The organism is Microbacterium hominis (assembly GCF_013282805.1).
GTDB classification, from domain to species: Bacteria; Actinomycetota; Actinomycetes; order Actinomycetales; family Microbacteriaceae; genus Microbacterium; species Microbacterium hominis_B.
Genome location: NZ_CP054038.1, coordinates 3,047,869 through 3,064,275 on the forward strand (window position 1 = coordinate 3,047,869; position 16,407 = coordinate 3,064,275).

11 protein-coding genes are annotated in these 16,407 nt (G+C 68.7%); all 11 read right to left on the reverse strand.

The annotated features are described in order from the left end of the window. Positions 1 to 17: 17 nt before the first annotated feature. The 11 genes from rplW to HQM25_RS13910 all read right to left on the reverse strand — a co-directional run bounded on the left by rplW (position 18) and on the right by HQM25_RS13910 (position 16,336). On the reverse strand, positions 18 to 317 hold the full coding sequence (rplW, locus tag HQM25_RS13860) for a 50S ribosomal protein L23 (protein ID WP_172990769.1): 300 nt from the start codon (positions 315 to 317) through the stop codon (positions 18 to 20). Beyond that, complete coding sequence (gene rplD / locus HQM25_RS13865; protein WP_172990770.1) at positions 314 to 973, reverse strand: 50S ribosomal protein L4; 660 nt, start codon at positions 971 to 973, stop codon at positions 314 to 316. Before rplD ends, rplW begins: the two co-directional genes overlap by 4 nt. Before the next feature lie 4 nt (positions 974 to 977). Then, a complete protein-coding gene (gene rplC / locus HQM25_RS13870) occupies positions 978 to 1,637 on the reverse strand; it encodes a 50S ribosomal protein L3 (RefSeq protein WP_172990771.1) in 660 nt (219 codons plus the stop codon). A gap of 8 nt (positions 1,638 to 1,645) precedes the next feature. After that, positions 1,646 to 1,954 (reverse strand): 30S ribosomal protein S10, encoded by a 309-nt coding sequence (rpsJ, locus tag HQM25_RS13875; RefSeq protein ID WP_013584016.1) that lies wholly within the window; start codon positions 1,952 to 1,954, stop codon positions 1,646 to 1,648. Positions 1,955 to 2,449: 495 nt separating this feature from the next. Next, complete coding sequence (locus tag HQM25_RS17635; RefSeq protein WP_217275149.1) at positions 2,450 to 3,382, reverse strand: hypothetical protein; 933 nt, start codon at positions 3,380 to 3,382, stop codon at positions 2,450 to 2,452. Positions 3,383 to 3,729: 347 nt separating this feature from the next. Further along, on the reverse strand, positions 3,730 to 4,653 hold the full coding sequence (locus HQM25_RS13885; RefSeq protein ID WP_217275150.1) for an LPXTG cell wall anchor domain-containing protein: 924 nt from the start codon (positions 4,651 to 4,653) through the stop codon (positions 3,730 to 3,732). A gap of 346 nt (positions 4,654 to 4,999) precedes the next feature. Then, positions 5,000 to 10,990, reverse strand: a complete 5,991-nt coding sequence (locus tag HQM25_RS13890) for a SpaA isopeptide-forming pilin-related protein (protein ID WP_172990772.1) — start codon at positions 10,988 to 10,990, stop codon at positions 5,000 to 5,002. Positions 10,991 to 11,211: 221 nt separating this feature from the next. Continuing rightward, positions 11,212 to 11,772: a VanZ family protein gene (locus tag HQM25_RS13895; RefSeq protein ID WP_172991675.1), complete on the reverse strand. Its 561-nt coding sequence runs from the start codon at positions 11,770 to 11,772 to the stop codon at positions 11,212 to 11,214. Beyond that, on the reverse strand, positions 11,715 to 13,589 hold the full coding sequence (locus HQM25_RS13900) for a DUF4012 domain-containing protein (RefSeq protein WP_172990773.1): 1,875 nt from the start codon (positions 13,587 to 13,589) through the stop codon (positions 11,715 to 11,717). Before HQM25_RS13900 ends, HQM25_RS13895 begins: the two co-directional genes overlap by 58 nt. A 47-nt stretch (positions 13,590 to 13,636) precedes the next feature. Further along, positions 13,637 to 15,085 carry a sugar transferase gene (locus HQM25_RS13905; RefSeq protein WP_172990774.1) on the reverse strand — a complete coding sequence of 483 codons (1,449 nt, stop codon included), beginning with the start codon at positions 15,083 to 15,085 and terminating at the stop codon, positions 13,637 to 13,639. Between the two features lie 84 nt (positions 15,086 to 15,169). Beyond that, positions 15,170 to 16,336, reverse strand: coding sequence for a nucleotide sugar dehydrogenase (locus tag HQM25_RS13910; protein ID WP_172990775.1), 1,167 nt, complete (start codon positions 16,334 to 16,336; stop codon positions 15,170 to 15,172). Positions 16,337 to 16,407: the final 71 nt, after the last annotated feature.

The following is a 16,407-nucleotide window of genomic DNA, read 5'->3' on the forward strand; positions in this document are numbered from 1 at the left end:
GTCCTCTATCCCGACCGTCAGCCGACTGCCGTGAAGATGTCGATGGTGCCCGACTTCAGGGTCACGATGGCGCGCTTGGTGTCCTTGCGCTTGCCGATGCCGAAGCGGGTGCGGCGGGCCTTGCCGACGCGGTTGATCGTGTTGACCGCGGCCACCTTGACGCCGAAGATCTTCTCGATGGCGAGCTTGATCTCGGTCTTCGAAGCGCGGGGGTCCACGAGGAACGTGTACTTGCCCTCGTCGATGAGCGAGTAGCTCTTCTCGGAGACGACCGGCTTCAGGATGATGTCGCGCGGGTCCTTGTTCACGGCGGTCATGCCGAGACCTCCTCGGTGACCGTCTTCGACGCGACGAAGGCGTCGTAGGCGGCCTTGGTGAAGACGATGTCGTCGGAGACGATCACGTCGTAGGCGTTCAGCTGGTCGAAGGTCAGCACGTGGACGTACGCGAGGTTGCGCACGCTCAGGATGCTGAGGTCGTCGTCACGGTCGATGACCACGAGGACGTTCTTGGTGGCGCCGAGACCGGCGAGCACCGCAGCAGCGGCCTTGGTCGACGGAGCGCCCTCGATGCCGAAGGACTCCACGACGTGGAGACGCTCACCGCGAGCGCGGTCGCTGAGCGAGCCCAGCAGCGCGGCGGCGATCATCTTCTTGGGGGTGCGCTGCGAGTAGTCACGCGGCTTCGGGCCGTGGACGATGCCACCGCCGGTCATGTGCGGCGCGCGGATCGAGCCCTGGCGGGCGTTACCCGTGCCCTTCTGCTTGAAGGGCTTGCGGCCGGCGCCCGAGACCTCACCGCGACGCTTGGTCGAGTGGGTGCCCTGGCGAGCCGCCGCGCGCTGCGCGACGACGACCTGGTGGATGAGCGGGATGTTCGTCTTGACGTCGAACAGGGCGGCGGGCAGCTCGATCGAGCCGGCCTTCTTGCCGTCTGCCTTCACGACGTCGAGCGCGAGAGTCGAGTCAGCCATGAGTTCAGGCACCCTTCACTGCGTTGCGGACGTAGACGATGCGGCCACGCGCGCCGGGGACGGCGCCCTTGACGAGCATGAGTCCCTTCTCGGCGTCGATGGCGTGCACCGTGAGGTTGAGGACGGTCACGCGCTCGCCGCCCATGCGGCCGGCCATGCGCATTCCCTTGAAGACACGGCTCGGGGTCGACGAGGCGCCGATCGAACCGGGCTTGCGGTGGTTGCGGTGCGCACCGTGCGAAGCGGAGACGCCCTTGAAGTTGTGGCGCTTCATGACACCCGCGGTGCCCTTGCCCTTGCTCGTGCCGACGACGTCGACGAGCTGGCCGGCCTCGAACGTGCCGTCCACCGTCAGCTCCTGACCGAGTGAGTAGTCAGCAGCATCCGCGGTGCGGATCTCGGTGAGGTGGCGACGCGGGGTCACGCCAGCGGTCTCGAAGTGGACCGTGAGCGGCTTGGTGACCTTGCGGGGGTCGATCTGGCCGTAGGCGATCTGAACGGCCTTGTAGCCGTCCTTCTCGGGGGTGCGGACCTGGGTCACGACGTTCGGCGCGATCTCGATCACGGTGACGGGAACGAGCTTGCCGTTCTCGTCCCAGACCTGGGTCATGCCGAGCTTGGTGCCGAGGAGGCCCTTTGAAACCTTGTTGTTGATGTCAGCCATGTCGAACCTCAGAGCTTGATCTCGATGTTGACATCGGCCGGGAGGTCGAGGCGCATCAGCGAGTCGACGGCCTTGGGCGTCGGGTCGATGATGTCGATGAGGCGCTTGTGGGTGCGCATCTCGAAGTGCTCGCGGCTGTCCTTGTACTTGTGGGGCGACCGGATGACGCACACGACGTTCTTCTCGGTCGGAAGGGGCACGGGGCCCACAACGGTCGCGCCCGCACGGGTCACGGTGTCGACGATCTTGCGCGCCGACGAGTCAAGGCCGGCGTGGTCGTACGACTTCAGGCGAATGCGGATCTTCTGTCCCGCCATTGTCTGCTCACTCTCTTTCTCGCGTCTTACCTCTCGAGTTCCCCGAGGGCATTGGACGCACGGTGACGCTTTCGCGCCAGGGCACTTCCACCGACTCCTGTCGGTGATGCTGCACCGCTGTTCTGATGTCACACCGGAAGCTCGCGCTCCCGGCTTGCGACTCTCACCCCGGCACGCACGAAGGCGAACCCTTGCGGGATATTGGGGGAAGTGTCGTTGTTCTTCTGCCCGCGGCCTAGGACCCTGCGCACAAGGCATCCGAAGATGCTGTCTGCTTCGCAGACGAGGCGCCGCCTATGCACTGCCCTGGCAGTGATCCTGCGCATGCCCGTGGGCACGCCGGAATGTGGAACCTGTCTAGTTTGCCAGAGCCTCGGGCGTGTCGCAAACTCGGGCGTGTCGCGACGGCCTATGCTCGGCTGCTTCCCAGCGAAACGCCGAACGGGCGGCCGTGCCGGAGCACGACCGCCCGTTCGAGCGAAGGGGATGCCGCTGTTACGAGGCGTCTGCCTGACGGCGACGCAGCGCCATCAGCGTGAGCGCAGCTCCACCAAGGATGGCGGCGCCACCGACTCCGATGGCGACGACGGGGATCTCTCCACCGGTCGCCGGAAGCGGGGCGGGCGTAGGCGTAGGCGTCGGCGTCACCGTCGGCTCAGGAGTCGGGGTCGGCTCCGGAGTCGGCGCGGGCTCAGGCGTGGGCGTCGGCTCGGGAGTCGGCGCCGGCTGAGGAGTCGGCGTCGGGGTCGGCTCGGGCGTGGGCGCCGGCTGAGGAGTCGGCGTCGGCGTGGGCTCCGGCGTCGGCGTGGGCTCCGGCGTCGGGGTCGGCTCCGGCGTGGGGGTCGGCGTCGGCGTCGGCTCCGGCGTGGGGGTCGGCGTCGGCTCCGGCGTCGGGGTCGGCGTCGGCTCCGGCGTCGGGGTCGGCGTGGGCTCCGGCGTCGGGGTCGGCGTCGGGGTCGGCGTCGGGGTGGGCTCCGGCGCTTCGCCCTTGCAGACGATCCAGTGCGAGACGTTCGACTGCTGTCCGCTCGAGTTCAGCGGCGACGCGTACGCGACGCCCGCCACCGGGTTCTCGACGACATTGTTCGAGACACTGCCGCCCTTGACGACCAGCAGCACCCACTGGTTTCCGAACCACGACGGGTTGAACGCACTGAGCGTCACGGCCTTTCCGCCGTTGGTGACCGCGCCGTGAGCGGTGTGATCGGACGCGTCGTGCTCGTAGCACTTCGCGTCAAACTCTTCGTAAAGGTCTTCCCAGTACGACGCGTGGTTGGTTTCAGGCGTCCAGTCCTGGACATCCACCAGCGTCCCCACGACTTCGGAGTCGGCCGCGATGGCCGGGATGACCGGGGCGACTACCAGCGCCGCGGCAGCCAAAGCCCCCGTCAGGACCTTGTACTTCTTCTTGATGCGCGCCTCAGGCACGTGTGTCTTCCCCAAACTGGCGCACGTAGCGCCCCTCTCCCAGCGGCACGCGGTCGCGTGCCGTTCCGGCGCCTGCGTCACCCGCCGCACCGTTGCTTCGGGAACACCGTGCACACCCTTGAAGCGGATGGCGTCCTCCCGACGAGCGTCGAGGAGCACGCCGACCTGCTGTCGCCCTTCGGGTGGGCGGTGGATCGCAGCGAACCCTTGCTCGTGCATCTTAGCGGCATCCAGACTCGCCGCGACGCGCGTTACGGGAGACCTGTGTGCGGACGCCTCCGGGGACCACACGCCGAACGGGCGGCCGTGCCGTAGCACGACCGCCCGTTGGAGCGGATGGATGCCGCTTACGAGGCGTCTGCGCGACGGCGACGCAGCGCCATCAGCATGAACGCGGTTCCGGCCAGGATGGCTGCGCCACCTGCTCCGATCGCTGCAACAGGGATCTCCCCGCCGGTTGCCGGGAGCGAACCAGGCGTCGGGGTCGGAGTCGGCTGAGGCGTCGGCGCGGGCTGAGGAGTCGGCGTCGGCGTCGGTGCCGGCTGAGGTGTCGGCGTAGGCGTCGGCGTGGGCTCAGGAGTCGGCGCCGGCTGAGGAGTCGGCGTCGGCGTCGGCTCAGGAGTCGGCGTCGGCGTCGGGTTCGGCACCGGCGTCGGCGTTGGAGTCGGCTCAGGAGTCGGCGTTGGAGTCGGCTCAGGAGTCGGCGTCGGCGTCGGCTCAGGAGTCGGCGTCGGCGTCGGGTTCGGCACCGGCGTCGGCGTAGGCGTGGGCTCCGGAGTCGGCGTAGGCGTGGGCTCAGGAGTCGGCGTAGGCGTGGGCTCAGGAGTCGGCGTCGGCGTCGGATACGGCGTCGGCGTGGGCTCCGGAGTCGGCGTCGGCGTCGGATACGGCGTCGGCGTGGGCTCAGGAGTCGGCGTGGGATACGGCGTCGGAGTCGGCGTCGGGTTCGGCTCAGGAGTCGGCGTCGGCGTGGGATACGGCGTCGGAGTCGGAGTCGGATACGGCGTCGGCGTCGGAGTGGGCGTCGGGTTCGGCGCTGGAGTCGGCGTCGGCGTCGGCGTCGGCGTCGGCGTCGGCGCGGGGACGTAATGCACCGAGTAGTGCGAGATGTCCTTGCCGCCGGGGTAGGAGATCACAACGGAGGTCATCGTCGGGTTCACCGAAACGGACACCGGCCCGAAGCCCTGGTTGGCGGAACCCGCCTTCACGCAATAGGAGTCGATGACCATCCCCGGGGGCGCGTCGACGGTGATCGTCTGCACGTTCCCCATGACGTCGATCTTCCCCGACGATAGCGGCCCACAGACCTGATCCGGTGGCGGATCGTCTGCCAGTGCCGCGCCGGCTCCCCCGAACACGAGAGCAGCGGCCAAGAGACCACTGACCAGAGAGCTCCGTCGAATACGCATTGCGTCCCCGCCTTCCCCAACTCATCGAGGCGTGACTGCGATCAACCGCGATCACCGCCCGTGCGCGCCAGCGCGCTGGTTGCCCGGCCCCAGACCGGATTAGCACACAAGCTACACCTCTTTCGGCGCGCCGCAACACCCCCCACATGAACCATCGAAGGCGCCGCCGGACACGGGGGTGGGGCTCGCTGAGCGAGCCTCACCCCCCTCAGCAGACCTCCTCTGAGACGGCGAGACCCCCACGCCGGCGGCGGACCAGGATCGCCACCGTGCCGGCCAGCATCGTCAGCAGTGCGAACACGATCGGGCCGGTCAGCGGCGACGAGCCGGTCGCCGGCAATGCCGACAGCATCACCACCGCGTCGTCCGAATCACGCCCGGTGTCGGTCGGGTCGCCGAAGGTGTAGTAGTCCACCACGGCGACGTTCGTGATGACACTCGCGGTCGCGCTCGCCCGCACCATGGCGGTGAGCGTGATCGTCGGCGCCTCCGACGGAGAAGCATTCGCTCCGACCGGCTGCAGGGGTCCGAAGAGGCCGCACTCGAGCGTGCCCCCGTAGCCCGCGGCATCCTGCCCGCTCACCACGCACGAGTCCCAGGTCGGGAACGCATCCGCGTCGCTCTCACCGGCCCAGGACACGTCGGTGATCCGGAGGTCTGCCGGGATCTCGTCGGTCACGACGACCCCCTCGGCGGCAGCGTCGTCGCTCACGTTCGCGACCGAAAGGTCGTATGTGAACGTCGCGCCCGGATCAGTGCGCTCGGCGCTCGCCGTCTTCTCGATCTGCACGTCACTGTGGCGGGCGACCTCGCATCCCGGAGTCTCCGGCGGGTACTGCGCTGAGAACGTGAGCACGGGGTTCACGGTGAAGGTCATCGTCGACGCGCCGCGCCAGGCGAAGTCGAGCGCGCTCGGGTCGAGGATCAGACCGTTGAACACGAACTCCTCCTGCTGCTCGGGCGTCATGACCGAGGTGGTGCCGGGCAGGTAGAACTGGAGCGGGCTCGACCCCGGAACGACGTCCGCCCGCGTCAGCGGTCGCCAGCCCGGGTAGTCGATCGCGACTCCGCTGGGGGTGAACTCCGCACCGGGCCACGGCTCGATGTGCGACCACGTCGCCGATCCACCGGGCTCGGTGAGCTCGACACTCTGCGGCTCGGTCGTGGCGGTGCCCGCATCGGGCGTCCACGAGAACGAGATGGGCTCGTCGATGAGGGCACTCGACTTGGCGACGTTCCAGCCGACGGCGGCGACGTCGCTGATGCACGAGATATACACGACCGCGGTGACATCGCGCACCGGGATCTGCTCGTCGTCGCAGTTGTTGGTGTCGTCGGAGTCGAGATCGGCCGCCACACACGCGGTGTTGGTCAGCTCCTCGAGCGGCGTCGGCGCCGGAGTGACCGCTTCACCCGGCTGCACATAGCTCACGTCGGGGCTCGATCCGGGGAGCAGTTCAACCGTGATGGTGATCGTCGCCACCCCGCCGACCGGCAGGCTGTCGATCGTCAGGTCCACGTCGCTGCCGACGTAGCCGGGCGCCGCGCCCCAGGTGAGAGTTCCCGGTTCCACCGTGAGGCCCGTGATCTGCAGACGGTCGTCGAGGTCGTCATCGGTCACGCGAACATTCGTGGCAGCGCGTGACCCGTTGTTGGTGACGGTGAGCACGTAGTCGAACGTGTCGCCGGGCTCCACGGAGGTCTCTCCGTCCGGGAGGGCCGAGGTCTTCTCGATGCTGACGTCGTCGAATTCGACGGTGCCACAGGCCTCGGCATCCACCGTGTCCTCGCCGACGGTCAGCTCGGCGGTGTTGACCACGCCGAGTCCGTCGGATTCCACGCACGGTTGCGCGGCGGCGCTCGTCACCGCGACGTTCGCGACCACGGTGTAGACGTCGTCGGTCATCCCGTCGAAGGGAGCGAGCGCCCGGTCGGTCGCGAGCTCGCCCGACAGCGACGTGCCGAGGTCGAAGGCGCCGCTGGTCGGGCCCGTCCACGACGCCGAGAGGTACTCGACGCCCTCGGCCGCGACGAGCGTGTCGGTGAGGTCGTAGGTGACCGGCACGACCACGGAGTTGTTGTGCACCGTGATCTCGTAGGTGACCGTCCACGTGCCGTCGTCGTTGCGCACGGAGTCGACCGCCGTCTTGTCGAACGTGTACCCCTGGTCGATGTGGTGGTTCACCAGCATGCACACCACGTTCTCGCCTTTACCGAGACCGCGGAGGGATGCCGCGCCCGGCGTGCTGTCGGTCAGCATGATCGTGCCGTCGGCATCGGACACGCACGACCACTCCCCCGCTTCGAACTCCGCCGCACCGGCGAAGGCGACCCGCAGCGTCTCACTGAGCGCGAAGGGCACACCCGCCACGACCTCGGTGGCGGCGACGTCACCGCCCTCCGGGTCGGTGACCGCGTCCCCGGCCGAGGGCGTGGCGAACAGCTGCCAGTTCGTGTCGGGCACGTCGGCACCCGTCACGTCCACGAGCTTGGCGAGCGCGATCGTCGGCAGCTCAGCCTCGTTGCGGAACTCGCACCGCACCGGCTGCGCCGGCATCACGAACGAGGCGCTCCGGGCCGCGGCGTCCGCATAGGTGGTGCCGTCATCGCCGATGCACACCAGCGTGCTGGTGTAGTCCGCCGCAGAACCTGCGACGACCGCGATCGTCTCGGTGATGTTCACTGTCTCGCCGATCGTCGCGTTGGCGAAGATCGCCGCGGCGGTGTCGGTCCATGCCCCTCGGTCGCCGTTGGCGGTCGAGATGCCCGCGCCGGTGCCGGCGCCCGAGATGTCGAGGTCCGCCGAATCGCCGGCCTGGCCGTTGACCCATGTCTTCACGACGTGCACGCGCTCGATCTCGGACGCGTTCACGAACGTGCAGGTGATGCCGGAGGCGGTGACGGTGAGTGTGAAGTCGCGCCCGCTGCCGTCGCCGGTCACCTCACCCGCGGTGCACGTGTAGATCGATCCGTACACGCCGACGCCGGAGACCGTCTCCGACATCTGGACGGTGTCGCCCAGGCGCACGGTGACCGACACGGTGTTGACCTCGTCCCGCTGGTCGGCGGTGCCGTCGGCGGTCGAGGTCGCCGCGGCATCCCCGATCCGCAGCTCGGCGGTGTCACCGGCGACGCCGTCGATCCAGCGCTTCTCCAGAACCACGGGCACGAAGACGGCCGTGTTGGTGAAAGTGCACTCGACGTCGGCGTCGGGCGCCGTGAAGGTCATCGCGCGGCCCGTGGTCGATCCGCCCACCGGCGCGCAGGTGAGCGCGGTCGTGTAGGTGCCGGTGTTCTCGGCGCCGAGCGTCTCGGCGACCGTCACCGACTCGCCGATGCGCACGCTGGCCGTGACCACGTCGTCGTCCGTCTGCAGGGCCGCGCCGTTCGACGTGGAGGTGCCCGTCTGGCCGGCGACAGAGAGTTCGGCTGTGTCACCGGCGAACGGCGCCACCCAGGCCTTGTTCACCGTCACATCGACAGTGCGCGCGGTGTTCGTGATCGTGCAGACGATCGACTCGGTGACCGTGAAGGACGGGATGTCCTCGCCGGTGCCGCTCGTGCCGTCGTCGCAGCTCCAGGTGGCGTCGTAGCGACCGGTGTTGTCATCGGAGAGGTCCTCGGACAGAGTCACCGAGTCCCCGAGCCGCACGCTCGCGGTCGCGACGTCCATGGTGTCGAGCCCATCGCCCTCCGGAGCGGTCGAGGTGGCATCCGCCGTCTCGGCGCCCTCGATAGAGAGCTCGGCCTCGTCGCCCAGGAACGCGTCGATCCACTGCTTCTGCAGGGTGACGGTCGCCCGCTCCGCCGAGTTCTGGAAGGTGCAGGTGACGTTCTGGTCGGGCATCGTGAGCACGAAGCCCGTGCCCGAACCCGACGCCCCGTCGGTGCACGAGTACTCGGCGCCGTAGGTGCCGGCACCGCCGAGCGTCTCGGAGAGGCCGGCGGTATCACCGACGCGCACAGTCACCACCGCGGTGTTGACGGTGTCGGTCTCGTCGGCGGCGCCTGTCGCGGTGGATGTCTCCGTCGACGTCGCGGTCGATGTCGCCGCGGTCAGCGTCGCAGTGTCGCCGGCGATCGCATCGATCCACCGCTTCTGCAGCGTGAGGGTGCGCTCGACCGCCGTGTTGGTGATCGTGCACTGCACGCCGTCGGCCGATGCGGGCCAGGCGGGCACGGTGAATCGTCCGGACGTGCCGGTGTTGCCCTCGACCACCGCACCCTCGCACGAGAGCTGCGAGGTGTAGCGGCCGGTGTTCGCGGCGCCCAGCGTCTCCGCGACCGAGAGCGCGGAGCCGGGCGGCACCGAGACCTGGATCGCGGGTCCGCCGGCCGGCGCCGTCGACGTGCCCGACGCGGCAGCCGCACCGGCGATGAAGAGGTCAGCGGTGTCGCCGTCGAACGCGTTCACCCACACCTTGGTGAGCGACACCGTCGCGTACGGGGTGTTCACGAACGGCAGTGCGACGGTCGCGATCGGGGTCTGGTCGGAGATCGTGATGGCCTGCGCGGAGGAGTCGAGCACGTAGCCCGCCGGCGCCGCCGTCTCGACGACCGAGTAGGTGCCGGTCGGAAGACCGACGACGCGGAAGGAACCCGCCACCGGGTCGACGTCGCGCCCGCTGTACCCCGGCGCGCCGGTGTTGTCGGTGACGGTGATCGGCGCGGCATCCAGATCCCAGGGAGCCGACGCGGCATCGCCACCGGTGGCGGTGAGCTGGAACGTCGCTCCACCCAGGGGCGAGCCCGCGCGGTCGTTCTTGAGCCACGTCGCCGCACCCAGCGGGTCGACGAACGTCACGGTCTGCGACTGCTCGATGCCGATGGTCACCTGCTGGCTCGCAGCCGACGGGAGCAGGTAGCCGGGCGGGGCCTCGGTCTCGGTCACGGTGTACGTGCCCGGTTTGACGGTGTTCGAGAACGAGAACGTGCCGTCGGTCGCGGTCGTGACCTCGATGGAACCGGTGCCGGTCGTCGGGTTGGGCGTCACAGTGAAGTCGGCGCCGGCCAGCGGCGCGCCGTCCTCGTCTTCCTTGCGGATCGTCAAAGAGCCGCACGTCGAGGGCGGGTCGACCGTGAGGGGGCCGACGAAACCCTTCAGGTTCCCGGTCGGCCCGGGGTTCTGTCCCGTGAAGCTGCGCGCGTAGACCGTGGCGTTCGCCGCGGCGGGGCAGCCGGGGCTGACGGCTCCGTTGGTGAGCTCGGTGATGTTGAAGCCGACCTCGAAAAAGCCTCCCGCCGGCACGACGTCGCCGAAGGGGCTCGTCACCTCGGTGGTGCTCACGGCGGCGACGAAGCCCTGGGTGCCGGTGGTGCAGTTGCCCGGGTAGAGCTCACGGTTGGAGTAGACGCACGTCTGCTCGAGGACGGGCGGGTTGCCACCCTGCGCGGTGACGTAGAACACCACGCCGCCTCCCGACCGATCGGGCTGCGGAACGCCGTTTCCGACGGAGACGCCGGCGTTGGTCACCTCGATGACGTAGCCGCCGGTGCCGCTGACCTGCTCGCGCTCCCACGCCAGGTTGAGGTAGTAGTTCGCGCCGATCGTCTGGGAGTAGGAGTACACGCGGATGAAGTCGACCTTCGGCGGGGTTCCTCCCCCGGAGGTCCATGTCGCGGGGTTGGAGTTGTCCCGCACCACGTTGTAGGTGCCGATGACGTCGGTCGAGTCGTCTGCGACGGTGAGCCAGTCCTGACCGCCGCAGGTGCCGGCGTCGTAGTCGCCGTCGATCTCGAACGTGCCGTTGAGGTCGCACGTCGCGAGCGCGAGAAGCGCGGGCGGCGCGGGTGCGAGGGCCGGCGTCTGCGTCGGGCTCGGCGTCGGCGTGATCGTCGGAGTGGGCGCGGGCGTGGGCGTCACCTCCGGCGTGGGCGTCGGCGTCACCTCCGGCGTGGGCGTCGGCGTCACCTCCGGCGTCGGGGTGGGGGTCGGGTCCGCCGTGGCCTCGGTCGCGGCATCCACCGTCGTCGTTGACGTCGCATCGACCGGCGGCGCCGCCTCGTCGGCGACCGCCGGCGTCAGTCCGGTGAAGACGAGCGCGCCCGACAGAAGAGTGGCGACCCCGCCCGCGTACCAGCGATGGCGCAGCGTGAGGCGTCGCCGTTCCAGGCGCCTCGCCCCCAGCGTTCGCCGTGTCGCCTGCCGCTCACCCCCCGCGCCCAGCGCGCGCGAAATGTCGTTGCCGTTGCTGCCCATTGCACATCTCCCCGTCGACGTCGACAGAGAATCCCCCAGCCGGGGACCTCCCCAAAGAGGCCCGTCCCGCCGCACACGCGGACTTCCCCGAGCCCACACAGCAGGACGCGCGCCCCATCGCAAACTAGCCGGGAGGGTGGACGTGGGTCAAGGAGCGGTGGAAGCACCCACCCTCCGACCTCTCAACGCGCGCCATCAGGACGCGGCGCGCGCGCCGTGATTCACAGGCGTGACGCACTCTGCGCCGCGATGGCGCGGTAGCGGGCGATGACCTTCTCGTCTCGCGCGGCGACCACCGCGCGGAGGATCATCGTCAGAAGCACACCGATCGTCGCGCCGATCGAGTTCGCGATGACGTCGCCGAGCGTGGCGTAGCGCGCCTCCAGCAGCTGCCGCTGCGCGAGTTCGATGAGCACCGAGAGCACAGGCCCACCCAGCAGCGCCAGAGCGGACCACCGGAGCGGGAAGAGGAGCCCGAACAGCACGCCCACCGGGATGAACAGCCCGATGTTGGCGGTGAACTCGATGAACGAGTAGTCCACCGCCGCCGGCACGCCGCGCTCGTGCATCTCGGAGATCGCGCGGTCGAGCAGCCCCTCGACCGGCTGGTCGATGGGGCTCGGCCAGAAGACGACGAACGCGAGGAACGTGCCGTAGCCGATCGCCAGCAGCCAGATCAGCGCGTGCCGGGCGCCGCTGGTGCTCGGGAGGTGCCCCCGGCCGGTCAGGACGCCGCCTCGGCCGCGGCCGGCGCCGCCTCTTCGGGGAACAACGACGAGCAGGAGTCCGCGACGGTGACGGGGGTCTGGGTGACGGTCGGGGAGAAGCGGGTCTGGAGCGGCCCGAGCTCGCCCTCCGGGAGAGTGCTCGTGAACGACACCGACTTGGTCTCACCCATCGGCACGATCACCGAGATGCTCTTGCCGTCGCGGCCTGCTTCGGAGCCGGTACGGGTCCAGCTGGCGAAGTCGCCCGTCTCAGGAGACGAGACCAGCGTGCCACCGGGCACAGCGTAGGAGACGACGTCGAGGAGCATGTCGGTGCGCGGAACCCCCAGGCTCGGGTTGCGCCACGCGAGCGTGTACTCGCTGAGGTCCCAGCCCGGGACGCTGCTGGTCATCGTGAGAGTGCTCGTCACCGTGCGCGCCGTCGGGTCGCACGACACATCGAGTGAGGTCGTGAGGTAGTACTCGAGCTTGCTGTACGAGGCGTTGTTCACCCACACACCGACCTGCGTGCTCTCGGTGTTGTCAGTCGTGAGCGCTCCATCGAGGTGGAACTCGTCACTGAGCGCCTGCTCTCCGTCGCGTGAGAACCACATGTAGATGCGCTGCTCTTCGGCGGCCTTCATGAGCTGCTCGATCATCGTTCCCGGATCCCAGTCACCCGAAGAGACGGCCGAGAAGACACTCGCGGCCACATCATTGAAGTACGCGTCGGCGGCCTTGCCGTTGGTGCCGAACCGCTCGTACGAGTCGCTGAGCAGAAGCTGCACGGCGTTGTCCGCGTTGATCTCGCTTCCGTCGTCCAGCTCGATCGGCCCGGTCGCCTCGAGCATGTAGGAGAGTACGACGGGATCGATGGAGATCACACCGTCGACATCGCTGTCGTTCGTCGTCTGCCACAGCGACCGGAACATCGCGGCAGTGGTCGGGTAGTCGGGTGTACGGCTGTAGTTCTGGGCGTACTTTGCGAAATCCCACTCGTACATGGCCAGAGTGGTGTCAGGCATCTCGTAGTCGAGCCAGCCCTTCACTCCGGCGGTGTGGAAGTCCTCGGACTGTTCATCGTCGCGCATCTCGATCTTGCCGTTGTCGACGGAGATCACGGCCGACGTCGCGGCATTGCCCCCGGTGGCGCGGATCTCGGCGTTGTTCTGGAAGAGCACGATGTACGTGCGCGGCTCATCCGAGCCGGCGAGCTGAAGCAGCGTGGGCAGGTACTTGTCGACAAGCCCGAGGGCCGGCCCCGCCTGCGTCATCACGTCGAGAAGCTGCCCGAGCGCGTCATCGACGACCGGCATCAGCGCCGATCGATCGATCGAGCTCACGTGGGCCTCAGCATCGGCGAACGCCGCCGTCACCGCCGGCATGATGCCGATGGCGCCGCGGAACGGCTCGAGATTGAGGCCGCCGCCCTTCACCTTGAGCTTGTCGAGCTGCACCGTGCCGAGCAGCTGGAGGGCCGGGGGCATGGCATCGCGCACCAGGATGTGCGTCGCCTCGGTCGCGCTCTTGACCGCCGCGATGTTCACTCCCACGCCGGGAACAGCTGCCGCGAGGTCCCAGAGGGGCCCCTGCACGATCGCGTCCGATTCCGTGGTGAGGGCGAGGACTTCGTTCGCCACCGTTTCGATCTGCGCCTGATCGCCCTTCGTGGCCAGCGACGGCACCGATGTGAGCTTGTCCTTGGCTTCGAGCAGGTTGTCGCGGACCGTGAGTGCCTGCATCCCGAAGATCGCACCCACCCCGCCGATCAGCAGGACGAACGCGAGGCCCGCACCGACAACCCACGGCCAGCGGCGTCGCCGCTGCGGCGCCGGCGCGTGATTGCCGGCGCGGCCGATGCGGTATCGCCCTGCGGGTTGCTTACTGGACACCAGTGGATGCTATCGAGCGCGGCCTGTGATCCCGCCGAGAGACGCGCTCAATGCGCCGTGTCTCCGGGGACGACCACCGCGCGGATGGTACGGAACAGGATCTGGATGTCCTGGGTGAACGACCAGTTCTCGACGTAGTACAGGTCGAGGCGGATGGCATCCTCCCACGACAGCTTCGAGCGACCGCTCACCTGCCAGAGGCCGCTCATGCCGGGCTTCACGAGCAGCCGTCGGTGCGCGGCATCGTCGTACAGCGCGACCTCGGCGGGCCGCTGCGGTCGGGGTCCGACGAGGCTCATCTCGCCGCGCAAGACGTTGAACAGCTGCGGCAGTTCGTCGATCGAGTGCCTGCGCAGGAAGCGCCCGACCGGGGTGATGCGAGGATCGTCGACCACCTTGAACAGCGGCTGGCTCGCTCCTTCGAGATCGAGGAGGCTCGCCAGCTGATCGTCGGCACCGCGCACCATCGACCGGAACTTCAGCATGCCGAACCGGTGTCCGTTCCGGCCGATCCGCTCCTGGTGATAGAGCAGCGGGCCGGCGCTGGTCGTCTTCACCGCGACCGCTGCGCCGATGAAGAACGGCGAGAGCACGACGATGAGCAGCACCGCTCCCACGATGTCGAAGGCGCGCTTCAGCACGCGGGGCACACCCTCCAGGCGCGGGTAGGCGACGTGGACGAGCGGGAGGCCCGCGACCGGACGTGCGTGGTAGCGCGGACCGGCGATATCGGTCATGGCCGGGGCGACGATGAACTGGATGTCGCGCTCGGCGAGATCCCAGCCCAGAACGCGCATCGACTGGGGGTCGAGGTCGTCAGCGCCGGCAAGGATCACCGTGTCCGCCCCGACTCGATCGATCGCCTCGATCGCGTGCGCGTAGTCGCCGATGACATCGATGCTCCCCGCGATGCGACTCTGCGTGCCGCGACTCGTGATCGCTCCGACGATGGCATAGCCGGTGCCTTCGGTGCGCTCGATCACCTGCACGATGTGCGCGACCTTCGCGCGGTCGCCGATGACGACAGCGCTGTCGAGGAAGGCGCCCCGACGTTGGTTTCGGCGCAGCCACTGCCGCCAGAGCCACCGCGAGAAGACCAGCAACCCCAGTCCGATCGGCGCTGCCGTGATGAACAGGGCCCGCGACAGGTCGGCTCGCACGAAGAAGCCGAAGAGGGCAACCGCTGCGTAGACGCCGATCGTGGCGTTCACGATGCCGCGATACTCGATCGAGCCGCTCCCCACGATGCGCTCGTCACGGGTGTCGAGCACCTCGAGCGCAATCAGCCAGACCACGGCGAGGCCCCCCATGACGAGCGGGTATCCGAGATTAGGGCCGTCGGGCCAGCTCACCACGGTGCTTCCCGACAGCGCCAGCGACCATGTGAACACCCCGAGCGTCGCGAAGACCACCGCCGCGTCCGTATAGAACAAGCGCTGCGCGTACCGGCGCGGCCAGCGGGTCTCGCGGCGCGCGCGCTCGTTCGTGGGGGGCATGTCGGGATCCAAGTTTAGGCCCGACCGTCCAGCCGCCGTGACCGCCGGGAACCGGCATCCACTCCCCCGGGCACAGGCGCGGGGTCAGTCGCGGCCGTAGATGTCTCGCGTGTAGACCTTGTGCGCCACGTCGTCGAGCACCTCGGTCGCCCGATTGGCGATGATCACGTCGGCGCGGGCCTTGAAAGCATCCAGGTCGCGGACCACTTCGGAATGGTAGAAGTCGGGCTCATCGAGGGTCGGCTCGTAGACGATCACTTCCACGCCCTTGGCCTTGATGCGCTTCATGATCCCCTGGATCGACGAGGCACGGAAGTTGTCGGAGCCCGACTTCATCACGAGGCGGTGCACGCCGACCGTCGCGGGGTTGCGGGCGAGGATGTCGGCGGCCACGAAGTCCTTGCGGGTGCTGTTGGCGTCGACGATCGCGGCGATGAGGTTCTGCGGCACTTCGGAGTAGTTCGCGAGCAGCTGCTTCGTGTCCTTCGGCAGGCAGTACCCGCCGTAGCCGAAGGAAGGGTTGTTGTAGTGGGTGCCGATGCGGGGGTCCATGCCGACGCCCTCGATGATCTGCCTGGCGTCCAGGCCGTGCACCGCCGCGTACGTATCGAGCTCGTTGAAGTACGCCACGCGCAGCGCGAGGTAGGTGTTGGCGAAGAGCTTGATCGCCTCCGCCTCCGTCGAGTCCGTGAGCAGCACCGGCACGTCGGCGTCGAGAGCGCCTTCGAGCAGCAGCTGCGCGAACCGCTGCCCCGCCGGGCCGCGGTCGCCCACGACGATCCGCGAGGGATGCAGGTTGTCGTAGAGCGCGCGGCCCTCGCGCAGGAACTCCGGCGAGAAGATGATCGTCGCGCCCGGGTGCTCGGCCACCATGCGTGCCGTGAAACCGACGGGCACGGTGGATTTGATCACGATCGTCGCGTCCGGGTTGATCTCCGCGACGGCGTGGATCACCGACTCGACCGACGACGTGTCGAAGTAGTTCGTCACCTCGTCGTAGTTCGTCGGCGTCGCCACCACGACGAACGCCGCGTTCGCGTACGCCCCCTCGGCGTCCAACGTCGGGGTCAGGTCGAGCTCACGGGTGGCGAGGTACTCCTCGAGCTCGGCGTCGACGATCGGCGAGCGGCGGCTCCGCAGCAGCTCGACCTTGTGCGGGTCGATGTCGACGGCGAACACCTCGTGGTGCTGAGCGAGGACGACGGCGTTCGACAGGCCCACATAGCCCGTGCCGACGATGGCGATCTTCATGCAGAAGAGCGTATCCCGGGCGGTCGACGCTCTCTGTCGGCCGGGGCCGGTGCCGAGGTCGGCCGAGTCGA

Bases quoted from the DNA above. Each gene is read 5' to 3' on its own strand.
- rplW (WP_172990769.1), bottom strand. From the start codon at position 317: ATGACCGCCGTGAACAAGGACCCGCGCGACATCATCCTGAAGCCGGTC.
- rplD (WP_172990770.1), bottom strand. From the start codon at position 973: ATGGCTGACTCGACTCTCGCGCTCGACGTCGTGAAGGCAGACGGCAAG.
- rplC (WP_172990771.1), bottom strand. From the start codon at position 1,637: ATGGCTGACATCAACAACAAGGTTTCAAAGGGCCTCCTCGGCACCAAG.
- rpsJ (WP_013584016.1), bottom strand. From the start codon at position 1,954: ATGGCGGGACAGAAGATCCGCATTCGCCTGAAGTCGTACGACCACGCC.
- HQM25_RS13885 (WP_217275150.1), bottom strand. From the start codon at position 4,653: ATGGGGAACGTGCAGACGATCACCGTCGACGCGCCCCCGGGGATGGTC.
- HQM25_RS13890 (WP_172990772.1), bottom strand. From the start codon at position 10,990: ATGGGCAGCAACGGCAACGACATTTCGCGCGCGCTGGGCGCGGGGGGT.
- HQM25_RS13905 (WP_172990774.1), bottom strand. From the start codon at position 15,085: ATGCCCCCCACGAACGAGCGCGCGCGCCGCGAGACCCGCTGGCCGCGC.
- HQM25_RS13910 (WP_172990775.1), bottom strand. From the start codon at position 16,336: ATGAAGATCGCCATCGTCGGCACGGGCTATGTGGGCCTGTCGAACGCC.